At 62.6% G+C, this 24472-nt stretch carries 10 protein-coding genes and 1 pseudogene; 9 read left to right on the plus strand and 2 right to left on the minus strand.

Annotation, left to right across the window (positions count from 1 at the left end):
* Positions 1 to 18 precede the first annotated feature (18 nt).
* Entirely contained in the window at positions 19 to 12549 is a 12531-nt protein-coding gene (locus tag F6X42_RS30120; RefSeq protein ID WP_246530286.1) for a filamentous hemagglutinin family protein, read from the plus strand.
* Between the two features lie 250 nt (positions 12550 to 12799).
* Here the strand turns inward: F6X42_RS30120 and F6X42_RS30125 are convergent, their stop codons facing one another.
* Positions 12800 to 14134: a substrate-binding domain-containing protein gene (locus tag F6X42_RS30125; protein WP_187637685.1), complete on the minus strand. Its 1335-nt coding sequence runs from the start codon at positions 14132 to 14134 to the stop codon at positions 12800 to 12802.
* Positions 14135 to 14915: 781 nt separating this feature from the next.
* On the opposite strand from F6X42_RS30125, the gene gspD reads away from it, so the two are divergent.
* The 3 genes and pseudogenes from gspD (at position 14916) to gspF (ending at position 19988) form a co-directional block, all read left to right on the plus strand.
* Complete coding sequence (gspD, locus tag F6X42_RS30130; RefSeq protein ID WP_187637686.1) at positions 14916 to 17246, plus strand: type II secretion system secretin GspD; 2331 nt, start codon at positions 14916 to 14918, stop codon at positions 17244 to 17246.
* Between the two features lie 74 nt (positions 17247 to 17320).
* Positions 17321 to 18769, plus strand: a pseudogene (gene gspE / locus F6X42_RS30135) (type II secretion system ATPase GspE); the annotation flags it as partial.
* A 1-nt stretch (position 18770) separates the two neighbouring features.
* Positions 18771 to 19988: a type II secretion system inner membrane protein GspF gene (gspF, locus tag F6X42_RS30140; RefSeq protein ID WP_187637688.1), complete on the plus strand. Its 1218-nt coding sequence runs from the start codon at positions 18771 to 18773 to the stop codon at positions 19986 to 19988.
* Between the two features lie 8 nt (positions 19989 to 19996).
* Here the strand turns inward: gspF and F6X42_RS30145 are convergent, their stop codons facing one another.
* On the minus strand, positions 19997 to 20590 hold the full coding sequence (locus F6X42_RS30145) for a general secretion pathway protein GspC (protein ID WP_246530284.1): 594 nt from the start codon (positions 20588 to 20590) through the stop codon (positions 19997 to 19999).
* On the opposite strand from F6X42_RS30145, the gene gspG reads away from it, so the two are divergent.
* The 5 genes from gspG to F6X42_RS30170 all read left to right on the plus strand — a co-directional run bounded on the left by gspG (position 20589) and on the right by F6X42_RS30170 (position 24467).
* Complete coding sequence (gene gspG / locus F6X42_RS30150; RefSeq protein WP_187637689.1) at positions 20589 to 21053, plus strand: type II secretion system major pseudopilin GspG; 465 nt, start codon at positions 20589 to 20591, stop codon at positions 21051 to 21053. The two genes, F6X42_RS30145 and gspG, sit on opposite strands and share 2 nt — an antisense overlap.
* A gap of 7 nt (positions 21054 to 21060) precedes the next feature.
* A complete protein-coding gene (locus F6X42_RS30155; RefSeq protein WP_246530288.1) occupies positions 21061 to 21570 on the plus strand; it encodes a GspH/FimT family pseudopilin in 510 nt (169 codons plus the stop codon).
* A 49-nt stretch (positions 21571 to 21619) separates the two neighbouring features.
* A complete protein-coding gene (gene gspL, locus F6X42_RS30160; RefSeq protein ID WP_281394057.1) occupies positions 21620 to 23077 on the plus strand; it encodes a type II secretion system protein GspL in 1458 nt (485 codons plus the stop codon).
* Positions 23041 to 23553 carry a type II secretion system protein M gene (locus F6X42_RS30165; RefSeq protein WP_187637692.1) on the plus strand — a complete coding sequence of 171 codons (513 nt, stop codon included), beginning with the start codon at positions 23041 to 23043 and terminating at the stop codon, positions 23551 to 23553. The genes gspL and F6X42_RS30165 overlap by 37 nt, the downstream gene beginning before the upstream one ends.
* 299 nt (positions 23554 to 23852) lie before the next feature.
* A complete protein-coding gene (locus tag F6X42_RS30170) occupies positions 23853 to 24467 on the plus strand; it encodes a TonB C-terminal domain-containing protein (RefSeq protein ID WP_312892941.1) in 615 nt (204 codons plus the stop codon).
* The last annotated feature ends 5 nt before the right edge of the window (positions 24468 to 24472 follow it).

The following is a 24472-nucleotide window of genomic DNA, read 5'->3' on the forward strand; positions in this document are numbered from 1 at the left end:
TACAGGGCAATTGCGTTGATGCTCGCCGCTGGTGTCTCGGCCCACGCGCATGCTGGCGGCATCGTGAATCTGGGTCAGGCCGGTGCGCGAGTGGCCGCGGGTAGCGGCGCAAGCTATGGCGGCGCAGGCACGTCCAACCTGGGCGTGTCGCCGCAGCAGGCGCTGCAGGCAAGCCAGCCGTCGATCCAGAACCTTGGACGCGCGGCGCAAGGCATCGCTGCACAGATCGCCGCGCAGCAGGCGGCTGCGGCCGCAGCGGCGACCGCCTTGTCCAATGTTCCGAACGGCCTGGCGCCGGGCGGGCTGCAGGTGGCGCCAGGGCTGAGTTTCAATTCGAAAGGCGCGCCGACAGCCGCGACCGCCAATACGAACAACCCGGTGCTCTGGTACAACGCGAATGCACCGGTGCAGAGCGTCGACAGCAGCGGTCACGTGAACGTCGACATCACGCAGACGGGGCAGAACGCAATCCTGACCTGGCAGACGATGAACGTCGGCAAACAGACCACGCTCAATTTCGACCAGTCGGCCGGCACGCAAACGAACGGCGCGAACAACTGGGCGGTGCTCAACCGGATCAACGATCCGAGCGGCTTGCCGAGCCAGATTCTGGGCAAGGTCACGGCGCAAGGTGCGGTGTACGTGATCAACCGCAACGGGATCCTGTTCGGCGCGGGTTCGCAGGTGAACGTGCATGCGCTGGTGGCGTCGTCGCTCGATCTGCTGAACATGAACGATTACAACCAGACACTGGTCAATCGCAACCCGGTGGTAGTCGGCAACCTGGCGCAGGATGCCGCGGGCATCGTGGCGAGCAACCAGCAGTTCCTGAGTCTGCCTGCCGGAACGACCGGTGGGCTGGCGTACCAGGAATCGGGTAGTTCGACCGGTGTGCAGGGAAATAGCCAGATTCCAAACGAGGTGCTGGGGCTCGGGAATCAGGTCGTGTTGAGTTCGGCGAGCCAGTATCAGGGCTGGGGTGACATCACGATCGCGCCGGGCGCGTCGATTACGACGCAGAAGAACGGCACGGCCAGTGACGGCGGCTTCGTGCTGGTGGCTGCGCCGAACGTAACCAATGGCGGAAACATCACCGCCACCGACGGTCAGGTGGTGCTGGCAGCGGGCGTGGGCGTCAGTCTTAAGCCTAATTCAAAGGGTGTTATTACCTTTCCGCAGGTACTGCTGCCCGAACTGAGCGGGCAGATTGTCACGACCGGACAGAATGGCGCGACGATCGACCTTACGCCGGCCGGCACGCTGACCAATACCGGCATCATCCAGGCTGCGCGCGGCAACGTGAATCTGCTGGGCAGTCAGGTGGTGCAAAACGGCGTAGTGGGTGTAACCACGAGCGTGAACACGCCAGGTACTATCACGATCTCGACGGTCGACGAGTACAGTTCGAACAATCCGTCAGGCAACAAGTATCTGGGTCTTTCACAGGTGACAGGCGGCGACGCGAACACCACGCACCGTGCCGGTCTGTTGAGCTTCGGTCCTGGCTCCGTGACGACCGTGATGCCGGATACGGATGGCCAGACAGCGACTTCCGCGCCGGGTACGATCTTCACCCCCGGCAGTATCTCGATGACGGCGGGTTCGGTCTGGTTCCAGGGTGGTTCGCTGATCGAGGCGCCGGGCTCGAGCGTGTCCGTTGTTGCACTCACGCCGTCCGCCTTGAGCAGTCCGACACCTCCGGGGCAAACGGCGGTGCCCGGCCGCATCTATCTGGACGACGGCGCCACGATCGATGTGTCGGGTCTTGCGAACGTCGAGCTGCCAATGGCCGATACGCTGGTCACGATTCCCCGCATTGGCCAGAACGAACTGGCCGATTCGCCGCTGCTGCGCAATGGTTTTCTCTTCGGCCTGAAGAACGTCGTGGTCGACAGTACGCTGTCGGGCACCAATGCCGACGGCTTGCAATGGGTCGGCAGTCCGATCCTGAATCTGGCCGGCTATGTCAGCCTGATTCCGCGCACGGTAGACCAGTTGCTGACCAATGGCGGCACGATCACGCTGTCAGGCAACCAGGTGATGACGGCGGCCGGCTCGTCGATGAACCTGAACGGCGGCTACGTGCATTACGACGGCGGTATCGTGAACACGACCCGCCTGATCGACGCAAATGGCGTGATTGTGCCGATCGGTCAGGCGAGCCCGAACGACACGTACGTCGGGATCGCCGGGCAATTCACCGAAAGCCATCCGCGCTGGGGCATCACGAAGACCTGGTACAACGCGCTTGCCACAGGGGGCGTATATCAGCCGGACTACATCGTGGGTGGCAATGCTGGGACGCTGGACCTCTACGCGACGCAGGCGCTCGTGCTAAACGGCGATATTAGCGCGCAGGCGTTCGGCGGCTCGAAACAGATGCAGGGCAATAGCCTGCCGACAGGGGGTACGTTCAATCTCGGCGCCGATCCGGCTCTGGGCAGCAGTGCGCTCGTCGACCTGACCCAACCGAACAACGTGTCGGACAACGGCCAGTCCGGTACGGTGATCCTGCTGGACAGCGCGCCGCAACTCGCCGATCTTGCGCCAGGTTTTTCTGCCACTACGCCGATCAGTACAGCCGCCCTGAGCGCGTTGTCCAGCACCGACCCAAACAACGTGCTGGCAACGACGGTGGTGCCGGTCGATACGCTGAACGCGGGTGGCTTCGCGAAGCTGGGCGTAACGGAAGATTTTGGATCCGGCAAAGGCGTGGTCGTAGCGCAGGGTATGCAACTGCAGATGCAGCCTGGCGGTTCGATCACGTTCAAAACACCGGGAGCAGGCGACAGTATCCTGGGCGGACTGAGTGCGCCGGGAGGCACGATCGCGATCACGGCTGGCGGCAATATTGTCGTCGGAGCCGGTGGCTCGCTGAGCGTCGCCGGCCAATGGGTCAACAACGACACCCAGACAACAGCAGGCACCACGCCGGGCAACAGCCAGTACATCAACGGCGGCAGCATTACGCTCGCGACGGTACCCAGCAGTGCGAACGGGTCGAGTCATAATGACACTACCGGTTCGATCATCCTGCAACCGGGCAGCCTGATCGATGTATCCAGCGGCGGCGAGATGCTGTCGAACGGGCAGTTGCTGATGCAGAACGGCATTCCCGCCGGGCTTGGCGGCAATCTGTCGTTGCTGACGTATTCCGCGGGCGTATCCTCGCAATACGGCGGGGATCCGAGCGCGCCCATCCTGCCGTCCAGCCAGCCGCAAGCGGGCAGGATAGAGTTGGGTGGCACCATCGACAGCGCCGGTTTTTCGGGCGGCGGCACCCTGACACTGCAGGCGCTGGGGTTCCAGATTGGCGGTGATCCGACGCAGGCATTGGTCTGGGACACGGTGCTGCCCGAAGATTTTTTTGCGCAGCAGGGCTTCGGCAAATACGTGCTGAACGCGCTGTACGAGTCGTCGGTCGCGCCAGGTGCAACAGTACGCCTGACCCAGCAGAACCTGATGCCGGACGCGCAAACGCTGCAGCAGATCGCGACGGGTGCAAACCTGTCGTCGGGCGGCGTGACCACCGGCACGCTGGACGCCTACCATCGCCAGGCCACGAGCCTCGTGATGACAGCAGGCGGAGATCTGATCTGGAAAGACAACGTCGGGAACATGGCTGCCTTTGCTGGCGTAACCAATGCGATCACGGTTGGCCAGGGTGCGTCGATCGTCGGCGATGCGGGGGCGAGCATTGGACTGGGTTCGCCCGCGCAGGTGACAGTGCTGGGTTCGCTGATTGCGCTAGGCGGCTCGATCTCGCTGAATGCGGTTAGCGGTGGGCCCTATCTGCTAAGCGGACAGTACAGCGGGACTACGTTCACCAGCCCGAGCAAGTCGGTGTGGCTGGGCGCGGATGCCGTGCTCGACGTGTCTGGCGTGGCGCTGACCAATCCGCTGGCGACACCGGTGAAGAGCGGATTGACGACCTTCACGCCGAACACGGGCAAGGTGCTGCCCGGCGGCTCGGTCACGATCATGGGCGATTCGGGTTACGTGGTCGCGCAAGCAGGGTCGCTGATCAACGCGTCAGGCGCATCGGCGAGTTTCGACCAGTTGCAGGCGAACGGCACCTATGCGTCGCAGCCGGTGTGGAGCGACGCAGGCTCGATCACGCTGGCCGCCGCCAGTGGACTGTACTTCGACGGCACGTTGCAGGCACAGCCCGGCGCAAGCCAGGCGCAGGGCGGGACGCTGTCGATCCTGCCCGAACGATCAAATCAGCAGGGTGCGAGCGCGCTTGTCATTCAGCAGAGCGGCAATCTGGTGCCGGCAGGTCTCGCGCCGGGCCAGAGCTTTGTCAATGCGGTCGGCTCGCCCACGGGCGTGCTGCAGTTCGCTGCGGACCGTCTGAACGGGTCCGGTATCTCGACACTGGTGCTGGGCAGTCAGGGTACCGCCAGCACGCCGAGCCTGGGGACGGTTCCGGTCGTTTTCTCCGACGACGTCGATCTGAACCTGGGCAGGGCCGTAATCGTCAACGCGGGCCAGGTTGTCGCGCTGGGCAGCGGGCAGCTTGCCAGCCTGTTGCCGACCGTCGATCCCGTTACCGGACAATGGCTCCCGCCGCAGCAGGCCAGCCTGTCGTCGTTGCTGGCATCGCAGCCGGCAGCGACCACAACGGGTACGGATGTGACGATCAACGCGCCCTATGTGGCATTGGTCGGCCCTCTGTTCACGCCTCAGTCCACGGATATGGTGCCGGTGCGTGCGGCGGCGGATGGCACGCTGAACGTACGCGCGTCGTTCATCGATATCGAGAATCAGGTTCAACTGAACAATTTCGCCCAGGCGAATTTCACCAGCAGCGGTGATATCCGGCTCAGCTCGACGAACGGAGTGCAATCGGGGACAGGAGCGTTGGATGCTGGCGAACTGTACACGCCGGGCAACCTGACCTTCCGGGCGGCGGACCTGTATCCGGCCACGGGCAGCACCTTCATCCTCGACGCGGTCGGGCCCACGGATCCGATAACGGGCAAGCCCGCGCCGACGACGATCACCTTCGAATCGAACGGCACCTCCGGTGTGCCGTTGTCGGCGGGCGGCACGCTGCTTGTCGACGCGACCAATATCGTGCAGGGCGGCACGGTCCGCGCACCGTCGGGCACGCTCGTGTTCGGCGTGGGCGACCCGACGAACAGCACGACGCTGGCCCAGTTCGACAACAACCTCCCGCTCGTGGCAACGGACTCGGTCACCCTGGCCAGTGGCAGCGTGACCTCGGTGTCGAACGGTGACACCACGATTCCCTATGGCACGACGGTCGACGGCGTCGAGTGGCAGTTCAACCCGGTGGCCGGCACCACATCCCCGGACGTGACAGCGCCGCCGGTGAAATTCGTCGGGGTGAACGGCAGCAGCGTGTCGCTCAATCCGGGTGCGACGATCGACCTGTCGGGCGGCGGCAATCTGCAGGCGGCCGAATGGGTGGCCGGTACCGGCGGCAGCCGTGACGTGCTGTCGCAATACAACGTAAGCTACGCATCGAGCGCGAGCGGTGTCGCCATCCCGGTGAACGCCAATGCCGGGAATGTCTACGCGATCGTGCCGGGCGCACAATCGCCGGTAGCAGCGTACGATCCGGTACTCGCGCAGACGCTGCAGCCGTCGACCAATGCGAACGGCACGGTGAGCACCACGACGCTGAGCGACGGAGTCGGCCAGGCGTCGCTCAACGGTGCGGTTGGGCAGGCGGTGTACCTGTCCGGTGTGCCCGGATTGGCCGCGGGCGTCTATACGCTGTTGCCGGGCAAATACGCGACGCTGCCCGGCGCCTATCGCGTGACGGTGTCGAGCGCCACAGGTGCGGTCGCGCCAGGCGCGAGCCAGGTGCAGCCCGACGGTACGGTGGTCACCGCCGGCTACTTTACCGACGCACTCAGCGGCAGCCGCAGCGCGACGCCGACGCTGTTCAACGTGCAGTCCGGCGCGGTCTGGCAGCAGTACTCGCAGTACACGCTGACGGGCGCCAATAGTTTCTTCCCGACCCTAGCCGCGGGCAAGGGCAACGTCACGCCGCCGCTGCCCATCGACGGCGGGCAACTGGTGTTGGCGGCGACGCAGGCGCTCACGCTCGGCGCGACGCTAAATACGGCTGCCGCTACCGGTGGAGCCCCCGCCGAGGTCGATATCGCGTCGCAGGATATCCAGATCACCGGCAACGGCCAGGCCGCGCTGGCCGGCTATCTGCAGATCGGTGCCGATGCGCTCGATTCACTCAACGCCGGCAGCCTGCTGATCGGCGGCACACGTAGTGTCACGACAGCCGGTATCACGATCAATCCGATCGCGAATAGCGTGGTCGTTTCCAACAGTGCCGGCAGCGCGCTCAGCGGTCCGGAGATCATGCTGGTCACGAAGACGGATTCGACGGGAACCGATCCGAACGGGGTCAACGGTTTGCGGGTCGATGCAGGCAGTGCGATTACGGCAACCGGCAGTTACCCCGCGTCGAAGGATCTGTCGATCGCGATCACGGGCGACGGCGCGCTGCTGCGTGTGTCGGACGGTGCGATGACGACGCTCACGCGCAGCGGGGCAACCGGAACCGGCCTCTTGACAGTGGGTGCGGGTGCAACGCTCACGGGTGGTCAGGCGCTCACGCTCGATTCATCGGGTGACCTGAAGGTGGACCCGAGCGCGGTGTTGTCGGCGAAGGCGATCACGGCGGACGGCTCGGCGATCACGTTCACGAACGAAACGAGTGCGGCCGCCGCGGGTCTGCCGGGCTTCGTACTGGATCCCGCCGGACTCGCGCAACTGGCGAACGCGCAGCAGGTGATCCTGCGCAGCAGCGGGGCGATCAATTTCGTCGGCGACGTGAACGCGACGTTCGGCAACAGCGTGGACCTGAGCGCGGGCACCTTCACGGGTGACGGTGGCGCGGTGACACTGAACGCGCAACAGATCGCGTTCACGAACGAGACCGGCGCGCCGACCCCGGTGGGCACCGCCGGGTCGGGCACGCTGACGGTCAACGCGATGGAGATCGGCTTCGGCACCGGCAGCAAGACAGCGAGTGGCTTCGGCGCGGTGACGATGAATGCGACGGGCGGCATTGTCGGGCAGGGTGCCGGCGCGTTCGACTTCGGCGCACTGCCGGTGACGCTCAGTGCGCCGGTGTTCCTGGCCGATACGAGTTCGGCCTCCACCGTGAAGACGACCGGCGCGCTGAGCCTCAACAACGCAGCGGGCACGGCGTTGACGATTACGCCGGTGGGCGGCGCGTGGAGTTTTATTGGTGGCACGATTAGCGATAACGCGACGATTACGGCGCCCGCAGGCAATGTGAGCCTCGAAGCGACGACCGGCAACCTGACGGTCGGCAGCGGCGCGAAGCTGAGTTCGGCGGGCGTATCGAAGCAGTTCTTCGACGTAACGGAGTACGCACCGGCCGGCGCGATTACGCTCACTGCCGATACCGGCACAGTGGATGTGCAGGCGGGTTCGACGCTGGACTTCTCGGGCGCGAGCGGCGGCGGGGCGGCAGGCAGTCTGACGCTGTCCGCGCCGGATCAGGTGGTGAACCTGAACGGCACGCTCAAGGGCGCCGCGGCGACGGGCTACGCAGGCGGGTCGTTGTCGTTGAACACGGGCGGCGCTGCCAACCTCGACAGTCTGGCGAGCACGCTTGCTTCGAGCGGCGTGAATCAGTCGATCGAGATCCAGACGAAAGCGGGCAACCTGACGCTGTCGCCAGGCAACACGCTGACGGCGCACGCAGTGTCGCTGACCGCAGACGGTGGCGCAGGTGGGCAGGACCCGAACAACGGCAATGTACAGATTCTCGGCACGATCAATGCGGCGGGTGTCGCCGGCGGGCAAATCGGCCTGTATGGAAAGAGCGGCGTGGATGTGGAAGGCTCGCTCATTGCAACCGGTTCGAGCGCGACCCAGCGCGGCGGCACGGTGGTTATCGACACAACGGGAACGCCGGGCAGCACGGTGACGGTGAATCCGACTTATGGCTACGAGAATATTTCGTCGGCGAACTCGGGCGTGATCACGCTCGGCAACAATGCGGTGATTGACGTATCGGGAGGTACAGCGGGTGGTCTGTCGGGTGGCACTGTGAGCTTTCGCGCACCGCTGCTGGACAACGGCGGTGTGAACGTGACGCTCGCGCCGGGTGCGCAGATCAAGGGTGCGCGCAGCGTCAATCTGGAAGCGTACGCGGTGTGGAGCACCACCGATCCGAGTACCGGCGCGCAGCATTTCGACGGCATTGTCGATCCGGCGGGATGGTATGGCGATAGCGTCACAGGTGCGGGGCAGCCAGGGATGGTGGCGGGTACGTGGACGGACCAGAAGGGCAACGCGTTGGCCAATCCGACGGCGGACCAGCTTGCCACCTATCTGGCGAACGACTTCTTTGCTCCCACGACGGCCAATGCCGATCATCAGAGTTTCTATGGCTATGTGAACGGCGACGCGACCGCTGCGGTGCCGGGTACATTGATGAGCTTCGTTGAGAATGGCCTTGCCGGCGTAGCAGCTCAATTCGCCACGACGAATGTCGCGAATTTCCATGTGGTTCCGGGCATCGAACTCGACAACCCGAGTATGGCGGTCAATGACGGCAATATCTCGGTGTTGACGAACTGGAATCTTGGAGCCGGTACGTCGCCGACGAATCTCGCGTTCCGCTTCAATGGGCAGGCGCCGGATATCACGTTCCGGGCCGAGAACAATGTAAAGGTCGATGCGAGTCTGACAGACGGGTTCTTCCAGATTGTCAATCCGGTTGGTAACGGGATTACCGCTCCTATTCCTACGCCCTCCACGTATACGGCAGTCGAGACGGCATGGGCCGCGACCTACTTTGGTCAGTTTTACTACATATTGTCAAACTATGCTTATCTTGGCTTGTCCGCTCCGCACAACTGGGTGTCTGGCGATACGGCTGAAGTTGCTCAGTACTACGGGATGTACGAGGAATATACGCATTACCTTACCTCTCAGGATGCCAACGGCCAGTACAATGTTTTCGGAGCCTCACGAAAGAACCAGAATGCGCAAGTGGTGGCTGGACAGCCGGTGTTATTGGTCCAGGCGCCTACAGCTCAACAGGAAGTGGATGACCCCACCGCGTACCCTCGTTACCTCGCGCTTTATCAGTCGTACCGCAACGACATCCTGAAATGGGAGAATGCCAATCCTGGGCTGACTCCCCATATCGATCAGGTGCAGGCGCCTCCAGTCGCACTTGCTCAGGTCATTACTACACCTATCGCGATCTCGGCTGCGCCGACCGACAACACACCGTCCCCTGTCGCCGTATTGGGGAACGCGCTGCCCCTGCTTTCTGCATCCCTTGCCGGCGGGACCAGTTCGTCGTATCGGATTGTTGCAGGCGCTGATCTGTCGAGTTCCAATCCGCTCGCGTTGCAACCAGTGACCGCTTTTTCGTCGTCGGCCGCGCCATCTCTCACTGAGGGCGGCAACGTGACGATGGGTGGCTATTTTGCTTACGACAACTCGACCAATCCCAACAGGCCGGACAATCTGACGCTGCTTGCTCCGACGATGATTCGGACCGGGACTGGCTCGATCGACGTGGCTGCCGCGAACGGCATCGCATTGTTTGATGCGAGTGTGACACCGAAGAACGATCCCGGCGTGATGGTCGTCCCTGGCGTCATATACACGGCGGGCGCACCGTCGGCGGCCGCACCTGCGGTCGGCATCGATGCCACGATAGTGCGGGGGGGAACTGGGGAGCCGGATGTGCTGGTTACTCCGAGCGTGAACCCTGATTCCGCTGGGGACATCTCGATCCGGGCACAGGGCGACATTACCGGCGTCGAATACACTACAGATGCGACGGGTGCCGTGACGGGACAGGCCGGCAACAGCATCAGCCAGTTCTGGTGGCAATGGATGCAGATTACAGCGAGTCCCACGGTCATCAATGGGACGTACACACCGCTGTCGCGCTCGTCCATCGATTTCGGTGCGTTCGATCAGGGGGTCATGAGTGTTGGTGGCAATGTTTCAGTGAGTGCGGGCGGCAATATTTCGGATCTCGCAGTGTCGTTGCCGACAACCTGGTATCTGACTGGAGCGAACGCGGGCAACCCGACAGTCAATACGGTCGGTGGCGGCAATCTGACGGTGCGCGCGGGCGGCGACATCCTGAGCGGCGATTATTTTGTCGCGAAAGGGACGGGATCTCTCTCAGCCGGCGGACAGGTCGGATCGGACTTGGGCGTTTCTCAGGCAGGCCCTGGAGTCAGGCCGTCGGTCGATGTATCCACGCTGCTCGCTGCACAGGATGGGATATTCAACGTGACGGCTCGGCAGGGTGCCGACATTGGTGGGGTACTTGACCCGTCATATGCGAGCAGTTTCTTTCAGCCGGGCGGGCAGTCCACTTCGCGCATCAATCTTTCGGACTACAGGCAGTATGCAGACGGCCAAGGCTACTCGGCAACATCGGCTGTGAATGTTCTGTCGACAACGGGCGACATTCAGTTCGGTACATTGGCTGGCCTGATGACCGGGGCCAGTGGCGTTTTGCCGGCAAGCGTGAATCTCACGGCACTTACGGGAGGTATCACGCTGGATTCAGGGGGCACGCTGTACCCGTCCGCCGTTGGACAGTTAAACCTGATTGCCGATCAGACAGTGAATATTTCCAACATTGCGGCAATTCGGACCGCAGCGGGCCTACCCAGCGTATTCACCATGTCGGACGCTGATCCGTCGCAGATGCCGTCGCCGACCAATCCACAAGCTAGTCCCGATCCGCATGCCACCAGTGCACTTCATGCGGACGATACGACACCGGCACGGATCTACAGCCTGAATGGCAGCATCGTAAACGGCATTCTCGAAACGACAGGGAGCATATCGGGCTTCTACGATAACCTGGTCACGATTTCAATCGACAAGCCGACGTTGATTCAAGCCGGCGAGGATATTGTGAATCTGGCGTTCCAGGGGCAGAACCTGCGGAGCGCGGATATCACCCGCTTCGTCGCGGGCCGGGATATTTACGACACACCCGTTCCACACAACGGCGGCGGGGCAGTGCCGACACTGGTACTCGGTGGTCCCGGTACTTTTGATGTCGAGGCTGGAAGGAATATCGGTCCGCTTACGAGTCAGGCACAGTTATATGCGGCTTTGGCCGGCTATCCCGGTACCGCGATCACCGGCATCGACGCGGTGGGTAACGCAAACAATCCGAACCTGCCGCACGAGAGCGCGAACATCAATGTGCTGTTCGGCGTGGGGCCGGGCGTCGACAATGCGGCGTTCATCTCGACCTACATTGACCCGGTCAGCACGGCAACGGGCATTCCCAGCGCGACCCCGGCTCTGATCGCGTTCATGGAACAGTACGACGCCGGGCAAGGCGTCGATACGGGACTTGCAGCAGACAAGGCCGCGGCACAGAAGAAGGTCGGCACACTGACGCCTGACGAAGCATGGAAGCAGTTTCAGGCGCTACCGGTCTACGTGCAGCAACTGTTCGCCGAACAGGTCCTGTTCAGTGTGCTCAACACGGTCGGCCTTGACTACAACAATCCGGCGAGCCCGTACTACCAGCAGTACGCACGTGGTTACCAGGCGATCAATACGCTGTTCCCGGCTTCGCTGGGCTACACGGCCAACAGTCTGGGTGGCGGGGTGAACGGCGCGAACAAACTGGTCGATACCGGCAACCTTGATATCCGCAGCACGACGATCCAGACGCAGCAGGAGGGCAATGTCACGATTCTTGGTCCGGGTGGACAGGCGCTGGTGGGCAGTACCTCGGCGCCGCCTGCAATCGTGAACAACAATGGCCAGGTCGTGGCTGGCCCCGGCACGCAAGGTATCCTGACGCTGGAGCAGGGCGACATCAATGTCTTTACTGACCAGAGCGTGCTGCTCGCGCAGAGCCGGATCTTCACCGAGCAGGGCGGCAACATCACGATGTGGAGTTCGAACGGCGACATCAACGCCGGCAAGGGCGCGAAGTCGTCAGCCGATACGCCTGCGCCGAACTATGTGTGCGATGCGAACCACTACTGTACGGTGGATGCGCGTGGCGAGGTATCAGGTGCCGGCATTGCCACGCTGCAGACAATACCGGGTGCACCTGCAGGCAACGCCAATCTGATTGCGCCGCGAGGCACGGTGGATGCGGGCGACGCGGGTATTCGCGTGTCGGGTAACCTGAACGTGGCGGCACTTCATGTGGCGAACGTCGACAACATCCAGGTGCAGGGGACATCGACAGGCATCCCGGTGGTTCAAGCGGTTAATACGGGCGCGTTGACGGCGGCTAGCTCGGCTGCATCGGCAGCCAGCCAGATGGCGCAGGATCTTGCGAAGAACAATGCGTCGGGTGTCGGCCCTCGACGATGGACCATTACTGTGCAGGTCGAGGGCTTCGGAGACGCCGGAGATGACGGTACGAAAAAGCACAAACGGGCGGGGCAGGTCAGTTACGACTCGTCTAGTGCAGTGTCCATTCTGGGCTTCGGTCCGGTGGGGGCTGCTCAGCGGTCTGCACTGAGCCCGGAAGAACGCGCGCGATTGGGCAAGATCTGAATGGAGAGCGGTCGCGTCGCGGCCGCCAATTCAACTGACGACCTGATCATTACGGTCCGCTTGTCTGTCGGTTTCGGGGGAAGATGCACGACGAAGGAGTCGCGACCTTGAATGTCCGAGGCCGCGACTTATGCGTCTGATGGATGTGAACCCGCAAGACACGGTTTCCGGATAACATGCAAAAAACTGCGCCCCGGTTGCCCGGGGACGTAGTTCAGATGTACAGCGGAAGTGCTATTCCGCCGATCGCTTAACGACCGGTAACCGTCCCGGTACAAACGCTTGTGTTGCCGATGTCCAGGTTGTACCCGTTGGCATTGCTCAGGAAGATGTTCGAAATGTTCGTCTGGTAGCTGGAAGGCACGGTGTCGAAACCGTTGCCGTGAACGATCGAAGCGAAGCTGGCACTTGTGTAATGGTCGTTCAGGAAATCATGCACGGCCGTCGTGACAGCGGAACTTGCGTAGCACTGGCTCAGGATGATCTGGCTCGTACCGGAAACCGCATAACCCGATGCCGGGTTGGCGAGGCTCTTGTAATTCGGGCCGGAAACGGGCGCCCAGTTCACCGGATTGGCGGCGGCAGTTTGGCTCCCGCCAGGAGAGGCGACAGAGCCGAGTGCGGTCGTAGCGTTGGCATACGTCGGTGCGTAGTACAAGCCGTTCGTTGCGTTGACGAGGCTGGCCACCGCGAGTTGCAGTGCACCCGTCGGCGTCACGACCGTGCTCGACGGCGCGAGGAACGTGTTCGTGTAGTCCGGGCTCAGATAAGCGACGGCTGCGGTGCCGGCGGACGAGAGGGTGGTCAGCGAGGTACGAACGCCACCGCTACCCGAAGCCGCGACGAAATTCGACGGTACGCCGCTCGGGAACGATGCGGTAAAGGTCAGCGAGTCGACGAACGTGACACCCGTAGCAGTGTTGGCGGTCGTACACACGGCGGCCAGGTGGCGCGTCAGCAACTCGGTCGTGCCGCTGCCGTCCGAACGGTAGACGACGGAGATCGGCGCGCTCAAGGCATAGGCCGACGTGGTCTCAGGATTGATCACCTGGTTCCAGTTCGCGATCTTGCCCGAATAGATACCGCACAGGTCGTTGTCGTTAAGCGCGATGCTGTGTGTCTGACCCGGCGTCGTTTGCGGCGTGGTCGTGCTGGTCACAGCCGGACCGTTGACGAGCGGAACCGTGATCGGCGTAACGATGTACGGAATCTGGATCAGCGGGCCGCTAGCCGAACCGACGCTGCTGCTATTGTAGGCCGTAACTTGCGAGGCGCTCAACGCCGCATCGCTGTTGGCGAAGTCAACAGTACCCGTCAGCCCGGGGCTGAGGAACGTCGGCTGGTTACCCAGGAACGCGTTCTGGCCGGCACCCGAGCCAACCGAGTAGTACGTGAACGTCGCTTCGCTGGTGCCGAAGAGACCAATTTCGCCGGTCGCAGTCGGCGTGAGGTTGCCGATCGTCGGAGCGACGAGCGACGAACCGCCACCTTGCACGAGCGGGCCTGCGGCCATAGCGGCCGATGCGCCGATACCCGAAATAACGAGAGCGAGAACCTGACAAATCTTGCGCTTACTGGATTTCATGAGAATTCCTTGGAACGAAGATAAAGGGGAGCCAGCGATTGCAGTCACGTATTGCGTCGACTGCGTGATCAATTTAGATGGAATTTCATGGGCAGCGTGTGAATTTTTGGTAACGGATGGTACCCAACATTTTGTCGGTTTCAATTCGGCATTGAAACACTGGCAATACCGGCTATCCGAATGCGTTATGCGAATTGCGCAATCGCAAATATTAAGTCGTAGGTACCGGAGAGCGAAAGTCGGCAGAGGCAGGAGCGGCCGGGACATGTAGCACGTCCGTTACCGTGAGAATGCCTGCTCAAGAGACGGCTAGCGCTTCGACGATTCGCGTGGAGCGAATCCAATTTAAGTCAACTTTACGACAAAAGATCCGTAACACGCTGCCTGATCATTCGATGTGCGAAGTTCGATGCGAAATGAATAAGACAACGTTTTCATCCAATAAATATTTCCGGAGAGTCGCCGCTAAATATCAAAAGATCTCGCCAATGTAATTCGAAATGAAGATTATATTTTTGTGAGGCGTATTTAAGCGCGCAACTCCCGTCCGGAAAAGATTTATTCGCAGGAGCGACAAAAATGTTACCCAACATCTGTCACATTTTTGCTCCGGTTCACTGCTTAGTCTTTGCCCGGTAAATCCGCCTGTTGAGAGTTCAGCAGAACAGGACGGACCAGAAAACCATACGCTGACTTGCGGGGTGTGTGTCGAGCATTCGATTCACGCGGCAGGCGCGTCCGTCTCGGCCCGCCTGTCGTGCCGGCATCGAACCCCAGGTCTATGACACGCACATGCTCCTGCTTCCGGCGTCATCCTGTTGCCTGCACGGTGCTGGCAATCAATCTGCTGTTTACACAGATGGCCCAGGCACAGGTCAATCTCAGCTTTTCCAATGCCGATATCAGTCAGGTCGCGAAAGCGATCGGCGCCGCAACCGACACGACGATCATTGTCGATCCCCGCGTCAAGGGACAGCTCAACCTCGTATCGGACAGCCCGGTCAGCAAGGAGCGGGCGCTGAAGACCCTCGAGGCTGCGTTGCGTATGCAAGGCTTCGCGCTCGTGCGGGATAACGGCATCCTGAAGGTTGTGCCCGAAGCCGATGCAAAACTGCAAGGTGTGCCGACCTACGTTGGAAATACGCCGCAAGCGCGTGGAGATCATGTGATTACCCAGGTTTTCCGGCTGAGAAACGAATCTGCGACCAACCTGCTGCCCGTGCTAAAGCCACTCATCAGCCCGAACAACACCATCGCCGCCTACGCGAGCGACAACACGTTGATCGTGACCGACTACGCGGACAACATCCGGCGTATTGCTTCCATCATTGCCGGCGTGGACGCGGGTTCCCCGCAAAGAATCGCCGTGGTGCCGCTCAACCATGAGAGCGCTGTCGACGTCGCGCCGGTCGTGCTGAAGATGCTCGACCCGAGCGGCATCGGCAACACTGATGCAACGCTCAAGGTGTCGGTCACAGCTAGTCCGCGCATCAATGCATTGCTGCTGCGCGCGAGCGATCCTGGGCGGCTCAGGGATGCGAAGGCGCTGATTGCGGAACTTGACGCGCCCACGCGCGTTCCGGGAAACATGCATGTCGTGCGGTTGCAGAATGCGAACGCCCCGGATCTTGCCAGGGTACTGCGCGGCATGATGGGGCTGGGCAGTGGTGACGCCGGCAGTGACCCGGACAAGTCCGGCGCTAAAAACTTCAACCAGGGCAACGGCGGGACCTCCAGCAAAAGCGGGGTCGGGACCAATGCATCGACAGGGACCGCAGGTGTGCCGCCGTTACCTGGCATGACTGACGGCAGCGCGGGGGGCGGCAGCGATGCGTCCGGCAGCCAGGGCGGTCTGATCGCCGCGGCGCGCGGCGGCGGCAGCGACTCGACGGGCGGCGGCATGATTCAGGCGGATACCGCCACCAACTCGCTCGTGATCACGGCGCCCGAGCCGCTCTACCAGAATATCCGCAACGTCATCGATCAACTCGACGTGCGCCGCGCGCAGGTCTATCTCGAAGCGATGATTGTGGAGATGAGCGCGACATCCGCGGCGAACCTGGGTGTGCAGTGGCAGGGCGCGCTGCAGTCCAGCAGCGGCAACAATGTGCTTTACGGCAGCACCAACTTTGCCACCTCGACGAGCCAGGGCATCGTCAACCTGACTGCACAGGGGCAGACGATAGGCCAGAAGCTGTCGACGGCGGCGGTGACGACGCTCCTGAACAACGGCATCAACATCGGGCTGATTCACAACTTCGGCAAGTTCTTCGGGCTCGGCGCGCTGGTGCAGGCATTGGCGACGGTCAGCAATGCGTCGATCCTGTCGTCACCCAACCTCATCACGCTCGACAATGAGGAAGCGAGGATCGTGGTGGGCTCGAACGTGCCGGTGCAGACCGGTTCGTACTCGACGGCGACCGCGGTGTCGAGTACCGGCGTGAACGCGTTCAATACATTCGACCGGCAGGACGTAGGTATCGTGCTGCATGTGAAGCCGCAGATCGAGAAGGGCGGCACCATCAAGCTGCAGATCTATTCGGAGGACTCGTCGGTCGACCCAACCTCCGTCAATAACCAGGGTGGTGTGACGATCATCAAGCGCTCGGTGCAGTCCACGGTGCTATCCGACGACGGAGAGATCATCGTGCTCGGCGGCCTGATCCAGGATAACTATGCCGAAGGCAACAACAAGGTGCCGTTGCTCGGCGATATTCCGGTCATTGGTTCGCTGTTTCGGGCGGAAAACAAAAACCGCACCAAGACCAATGTGATGGTGTTCCTGCGTCCGGTGATCATTCGCGATGCGCAGACCACGGCGAGCATCTCCGAAAACCGTTACGACTACCTGAGACAGCAGGCAGGGGATTATCAGTCGGACAATCGCATCGAGCGCGATCACGATAGTCCGGCGTTGCCGCCGCTGGCGCCAGGTCCTGCACAGGGCGTCCCGCCCGAGGAGGGGATATTCGACCTGAACCGGATGTCGCGCCCGGCACCGGTGCAGCCCGATGTGTCTCAGCCCGATGCATCTCGGCCTAACGCGTCGCAGCCCAACGCGTCGCAGCCCAACGCGTCCCAACCCCCTAACGTCGAACGGACACAGCCATGACGCCCGAAGCGCCCGTTGTGACTTCTCCCGGTCCGTTCCGCAGTTCCCGGGCGGGTGCGCCGGTCGACACGCTGCGCATGCTGCCTTATGGCTTTGCGCGCACCGGGCAGATCCTGATCGTGAACCAGCATTCATTCCCGGCACCAGGTACGCTCGAAGTCTGGATCAGCGACCGCACACCGATATCGGCAGTCGGAGAGGTTGCGCGCCATGCGGGCGGGTTGACGCTGGTATGCATGCCGGCTGACGAACTGGCCCAGGCGATTAACCAGGCCTATGCACGCCAGGACGGCAGCGCCGCGCAAGTGGTCGGCGAAGTGGAAGGCGAAGTCGATCTCTCACGCCTCATGCAGGACATTCCCGAGGTGGAGGATCTGCTCGAGTCCGAAGACGACGCGCCAATCATCCGCATGATCAACGCGCTGCTTACGCAAGCCGCACGCGAACAGGCCTCGGATATTCACATCGAGCCGTTCGAGACGTCGTCGGTGGTGCGCTTTCGCGTCGACGGCACGTTGCGCGACGTCGTGCGGCCAAAGAAAGCGCTGCACGGCGCGCTGATCTCGCGGATCAAGATCATGGCGCAGCTCGATATCGCCGAAAAGCGTCTGCCGCAGGACGGCCGTATAACGCTGCGCGTGGGCGGCCGCCCGGTCGACGTGCGCGTCTCGACGCTGCCGACCGGTCACGGCGAACGCGCGGTGCTGCGTCTGCTGGAAAAGGATGCGCAGCGGCTGAATCTGGAGCGGCTGGGAATGGCGCCGGATACGCTTGCCAGATTCGACAAGCTGATCGGCAAGCCACACGGCATTGTGCTGGTAACCGGCCCGACCGGTTCGGGCAAGACCACCACGCTGTATGCGTCGATGTCACGGCTCGACACCGCGACGACGAACATCATGACGGTCGAAGACCCGATCGAATACGACCTGTCCGGCATCGGGCAGACGCAGGTCAACGAGCGGATCGGCATGACTTTCGCACGGGCGCTGCGTTCGATTCTGCGGCAGGACCCGGACGTCATCATGATCGGCGAAATCCGCGACCTCGAAACCGCGCAGATCGCAGTGCAGGCGTCGCTCACGGGTCACCTGGTACTGGCGACGCTGCACACGAACGACGCGGCATCCGCCGTGACACGGTTGACCGACATGGGTGTCGAGCCGTATCTGCTGGCGTCGTCGCTGCTTGGTGTGCTCGCGCAGCGGCTGGTGCGTCAGCTATGCCCTGCGTGCAAGGCGGAACGCATTGAAGAAGAACCTGAGGGAAGACACACACGATGGCATCCGGTGGGCTGCGAGAAGTGCAACCACACCGGCTATGCAGGACGGCGCGGTGTCTACGAACTGCTGCTGGTGGATGACGCGATCACATCGCTGATCCACAGAAATGCGGCTGACGCGGAGATTCTGGCGGCCGGCAGGGCGGCGGGGATGCGCACTCTACGCGAGGACGCCAACCGATGGCTCGCGTCGGGGGCGAGCTCACTGGAAGAAGTCCTACGGGTGACAGGCGGAGAATGACATGTCGGCATTCCGGTATGAGGCGATCAATGCAACGGGCAAGACACTCAAGGGCGTACTTGAGGCCGATAGCGCGCGAGCAGGCCGCAGCCAGCTTCGCACACAGGGGCTGACGCCGCTGGTTGTCGAGCCCGCTGCGTCACGCGCGCACGGCGCACGAGGCCAGCGTCTTGCGCTAGGCCGCAAGCTGTCGCAGCGGGAGCAGGCAATCCTGACTCGCCAACTGGCCAGTCTGCTGATCGCCGGCTTGCCGCTCGACGAAACGTTGTCGGTGCTGAGCGAGCAGGCCGAGCGTGACTACGTGCGCGAGCTGATGGCGTCGATTCGTGCGGAGGTCGTCGGCGGACACTCGTTTGCCAACGCGCTCTCACAGCATCCGCGGGATTTTCCGGAGATCTATCGCGCGCTGGTGGCGGCGGGCGAACATACGGGCAAGCTTGGCGTTGTGCTCTCGCGCCTCGCCGACTACATCGAACAGAGCAATGCGCTCAAGCAGAAGATCCTGCTTGCGTTCACCTATCCGGCGGTAGTGACCTGTATCGCGTTCGGCATTGTGACCTTCCTGCTGAGTTACGTGGTGCCCCAGGTCGCCAACGTGTTCGTGAGCACGAAACAGGCGTTGCCGCTTCTCACCGTCATGATGCTGGCGCTCTCCGGCTACGTGCGGCACTGGTGGTGGGCGACCCTTATTGCAGTTGCGATTGTGGTCTGGCTCGCGCGCCGTATTCTCGAGCAGCCTGGCCCCAGACTCGCATTCGATCGGTGGGCGCTTACCGCGCCGCTGTTCGGAAAACTGGTCCGGGGTTATAACACGGTGCGCTTTGCGAGCACGCTCGGGATTCTCACTGCGGCCGGCGTACCCATCCTGCGCGCGCTACAGGCAGCGGGCGAGACGCTGAGCAATCGTGCGATGCACGAGAACATCGACGACGCGATTGTGCGGGTGCGGGAGGGGACGTCACTCTCGCGAGCGCTGGGCAATACCAGAACGTTCCCGCCGGTGCTGGTCCACCTGATCCGTTCCGGTGAAGCAACCGGCGACGTGACAACCATGCTTGACCGCGCCTCTGACGGCGAGTCGCGGGAGCTGGAACGCCGCACGATGTTCCTGACCAGTCTGCTCGAACCGCTGCTGATTCTGGCGATGGGCGGCGTCGTGCTCGTAATCGTACTCGCCGTCATGATGCCGATCATCGAACTCAACAACCTGGTGCAGTGATGGACCGTTCAGCGCACGAACACACTCGGGTCCTGAGCGGAAGGCAGAGCGATTTCGCGTTGCACGCCGTGTCTGTCGACCACGATCGAGTGCGGGCGAACTTCGCTGAGCGTAGTCGCATCGGTGATCGCACCGTTCACGCGAACGACGCGGGCTGCTTCACCGCCGATGCTGACAATGGCGGCGGCGTGTTGAGGACCGAAGGAGAGGATGCCCAGCAGTTGAACGCCGTCATGCTGGCCCTGATCGGGTTGTGCGCCAAAGAGCGTTGCACCCGCTGACGCATCGATTGATGCGGCTGGGGCGGGATGTGCCGGCGCGGCGGAAATCGGTGCATAAAGAACCCGGATCCACGCTGCAAGAACGGCCACGAACAGCGCAATGGCTGCAACGGATGCAAGCAGCGGCGGGGACGGGAATCGATGCAGAACGGGACGAAGCATGGTGTGAATTCCGGCTGGCAAAGCGGTGGAGGAATAGCACGAGGGGGTTGCGCGATGCGTTGCTGACATCGATGCATACGCATGGCAACAACACGACAACGCACGGCGTGTTCTTATTCTTGGGCGAAAGGGTGAATACATGATGACGGGTTCAAACATGCTGGGCTCACGTAGCGTCGGCGCTCACCGCCGTCGGAGAGGACGTCGCACGCAGCACGGCTTTACGCTGATTGAGATCATGGTGGTGATTGCGATTCTCGGGATCCTTGCCGCGCTGATCGTGCCGAAGATCATGAGCCGTCCTGATGAAGCACGGCGCATCGCGGCGAAACAGGATATCGGCACGGTGATGCAGGCGCTCAACCTGTACCGGCTCGACAACGGCCGGTATCCGACCACTGATCAGGGTCTGCGTGCGCTCGTTGAAAAACCGGCCGTCGATCCAGTTCCCAACAACTGGAAAGATGGCGGCTACCTCGAGCGCTTGCCGAACGATCCGTGGGGCAACGCGTATCAGTACCTGAGCCCGGGTGTGCATGGTGCGATCGACGTATTCAGTCTTGGCGCGGATGGCAAGGCGGGTGGGGAGGGTAACGATGCCGATATTGGATCGTGGCAATAGTGCCGGCATGCAATGGCGATGGCGCGCTTCCTCGGCCGGGCGGCGGCACATGCGTTGCCGTTCCGCGGGTTTCACGCTGCTGGAAATGCTGGTGGTGCTGGTGATCGCCGGACTGCTCGTGGCGGTCGTCGCGCTGGCGCCAAACCGGAACCGTCGCACGGATCTGGCGGAAGAGGCGCAGCGCCTTGCCACGCTGCTTGAATCCGCAGGCGATGAGGCACAGATCCGCTCGGTTCCGATTGCGTGGCAGCCTGTCGACGGCGGCTATCGGTTCTATCAGCGAGCCGGGGACGGCTCCTGGCGGCCGATGGCAGACGAGTTGCTCGGCCCGCATCGGTGGGCCACGGATGTGACCGGCGTGTCGATCCGCTACACAGGCAGCGGGGATCCGATCCAGCGGGTCGTGCTGGGCAATGAGAGCATCGACGTGCCGGTCACGATTACGCTGTACTCCGGTGCCGTACGTCTGCTCGTGGTCAGCAGTGGGATCGGCAATTTCGCGGTGAGCAGGCCATGAAGGCGCGGGATTACCGTCGTCATCAGCGCCTGTTCTGTGAGGTGAAACCATGTCGAGCCTGATCGTGCTGTTACCGTCGAGCGACATGGGCGTAGCGAACGGAGGCGCGATGATGCCGTTTGCGCTGTTCGATCGCGAAGGTAAAGCCCTGCGGGCCGGTCTTGCCGCGATGGATGCGCTGCCCCGGGCGCATGTTACGGTGCTCATTCTGGTCGCGCGCGACGCGTTGCTGCTCAATGTCACGTTGCCGCCGGTGACGGGTGCGCGGTTGCGCCGCATATTGCCTAATGTGGTCGAGGAATTCCTGATCCAGGACGCACAGCGCAGTCATATTGCGATCGATCCCACGCCGCAGGATTCCGGTGTGAGGTGCGCGGCGGTCGTTGACCGTGAGTGGTTCGCGTCTGTCATTGAGCGCTTTACGGGGGCAGGCCATCGCCGGTTGCGCGCCGTGCCGCTGATTCACTGCATTCCTTTACTGACTGCCGCGCTATCGCCGCCGTCCATGGAGTCACCCGCCCAACTGCAGGACGTGACCGCGACCGAGCGTCCCGCTGCGAGCGAGGAGCCTGAAGGGGGGGGCGCAGAAGTGGGCCGTGATGTGGCAAGTGCGCTGATCATGCGACGCGATCGCGTGTTGCCGGAGTCGGCGGAATCGCAGGAATCGCCGGAATCGCACGACGACACGCAGTGGGTGGAGCTGGCACTCAGGCAGGGCGCGCTTGGTTTCGGAGCGAGTGTCCCGGCCGTTCAACTGGACGCGACGATCGCTGAACTGGCGAAGCGTCAGGCATTGATGGTCTATTCGCTCGCAGTCGGAGCCGATGACGGCGGACCACCCGTCAATCCGGACGCGGAAAGTGGGAAGCACCGCGGTGATGAGAAGGTGACCCGAGCCAGTGAGCCCGCCCATTTGGGTACGGACTTTCCCTTGGCCACACATGTCCTGCCGTGGGTGAGTGTTGCTCGTGAAGCGCTCGCCTGCCGGTTCGACCTGTGCCAGTTCGAATTTGCGAATGCGGGGCGCAGCCGCCCTGGCGCCGGCGGACTCAAACCGTGGCGTGTGGCGCTTGGTTTCGTTGCGGCGTCGCTCGTGGTGTCGATCGTCGCCGTCAATGTGCAATGGTTCGAGTTGCGCCATCGTCGCGACGCGCTGAACGCGCAGATGACGCAGCTTGTGAAAACGGCGTTTCCGGGTACGACGGTGATTCTCGATCCGCACGCGCAGATGGGCGCGGAACTGGCCCGGCTGCGCAGGGCGGCCGGGGAATTGCGGTCGGACGATTTTCTGGCGATCGCGACAGGCGTTGCCCATGCGCTGGGGCCAGTTCCGTCCAGTGCAATCGCCGGGCTCGACTACAACGGCGGGGCGCTTGATATGACATTCAAGCCCGGCACGACGATCGACAGTGACGGGCTCAAGCGCCGATTGACGGCGCAGGGTTTGTCCGCTCAGGAGGATAACGGCAAATGGACGGTCAAATCCGTGCAGTCCGGGCCGCGCTGACGGAGTGGTTCGAGGTGCGTGCCCCTCGCGAGAAAAAGCTGCTGCTTGTCGGCGGCGTTCTCGTCGCCCTGGCACTCGTCTACAACGTGCTGTGGGAACCCGCTTACGATGGCCGCGCGCAGATCGTCGCGAAGCTTCCGTTGCTCGAGGCGCAGCTCGCCGATGTCCAGTTGCAAATCGATGAGGCGCGCAGGCTGAAAGCGGCGGCCGCGGTTCGCCCGCCTGCGGGCATTGCATTGCGCGAGGCCCTGGGCGCGTCACTTGCGCAGGCAGGTGTCGCGAAGGCGCAACTCACGGTACTGGGTAAAGGCGTGCAGGTCGACGCGAAGGCTGTGTCGTTCGCAGTGTGGATGGCGTGGCTCGACCAGGTGCGCCGGGAGCAGCATGTGCGCGTGATCAACGCTCACGCGAGCGCGGAAGCGAAGCAGGGGCAAGCGACGGTGTCCGCGACATTGCAGCCGGCGGCGGATCAATGACGCCATATCGTTGCGCTCGCATGTAGATGTCTGCGGCAAGCCCGATCGTACACTGTCGCGGACACTTAACTGTCACATTATCTTCTTACGATACGGTGCTCAACTGTTATCGATGCTGAGCCACGGCCTGTCCCACGTCCGCGCGACATAATCCAACTTCCGGCGATTCATACATGACACGCTCATGGGCACCGTCCGGTGTCCTGGCGCTTACTGCATGCTTCCTACTTTGCGTCCTTATCGTGCGGAGCGCTCAAGCACAGGATGCCGGTCGGGCGAGTCGGCCCTCTGGAGGCAGCGTGCACTATGATCTACCCGCACAGCCTCTTGCACAGGTGCTTCAGGCGTTTGGCCGTCTGACTGAGCTGGTGGTGCTCGCTCCCGCGCCGCTTCTCGATGGACGTATCAGCGCGCCGGTCAGCGGCGACTATCTGCCCCGCGAAGCGCTGCAGCGCGTGCTCGAAGGCACCGGGTTGCAGGCCGATTTTACGGGCATGGACGAGGCGCTCATCGTTGCCGCGCCAAAGAGTGACGAGGTCGCTCCCGCGGTTGTTCCGGAAGCAACCGGCACGCTGGCAATCGACGGTCTCTCCGACGATGGCGATCAGCGCGCTTATGCCGCGATGGTCCAGTCGCGCCTGACCGAGGCGTTATGCGCGCTGCCCCTGACGCGTCCAGGAAACTACCGGCTGGTGGCGCAACTGCGTATCGATGATGAAGGAGAACTGGTAGCCGCCGCGGTAGTGACCTCGACAGGCCTGTCGGCGCGGGACGCGGCGATCGAGCGAGCGATCCGGACGTTGCGATTCGATTCGCCGCCGCCTCGCGGGCTTCCCGAGCCGGTTACGATTCTGCTGCGGCCAGTCGGTAAAGGCGTGCATATCGACTGCTCACAATCAGGCGAACGGGGCTAGGGGTC

Source organism: Paraburkholderia podalyriae, from assembly GCF_014397785.1.
GTDB lineage: Bacteria > Pseudomonadota > Gammaproteobacteria > Burkholderiales > Burkholderiaceae > Paraburkholderia > Paraburkholderia podalyriae.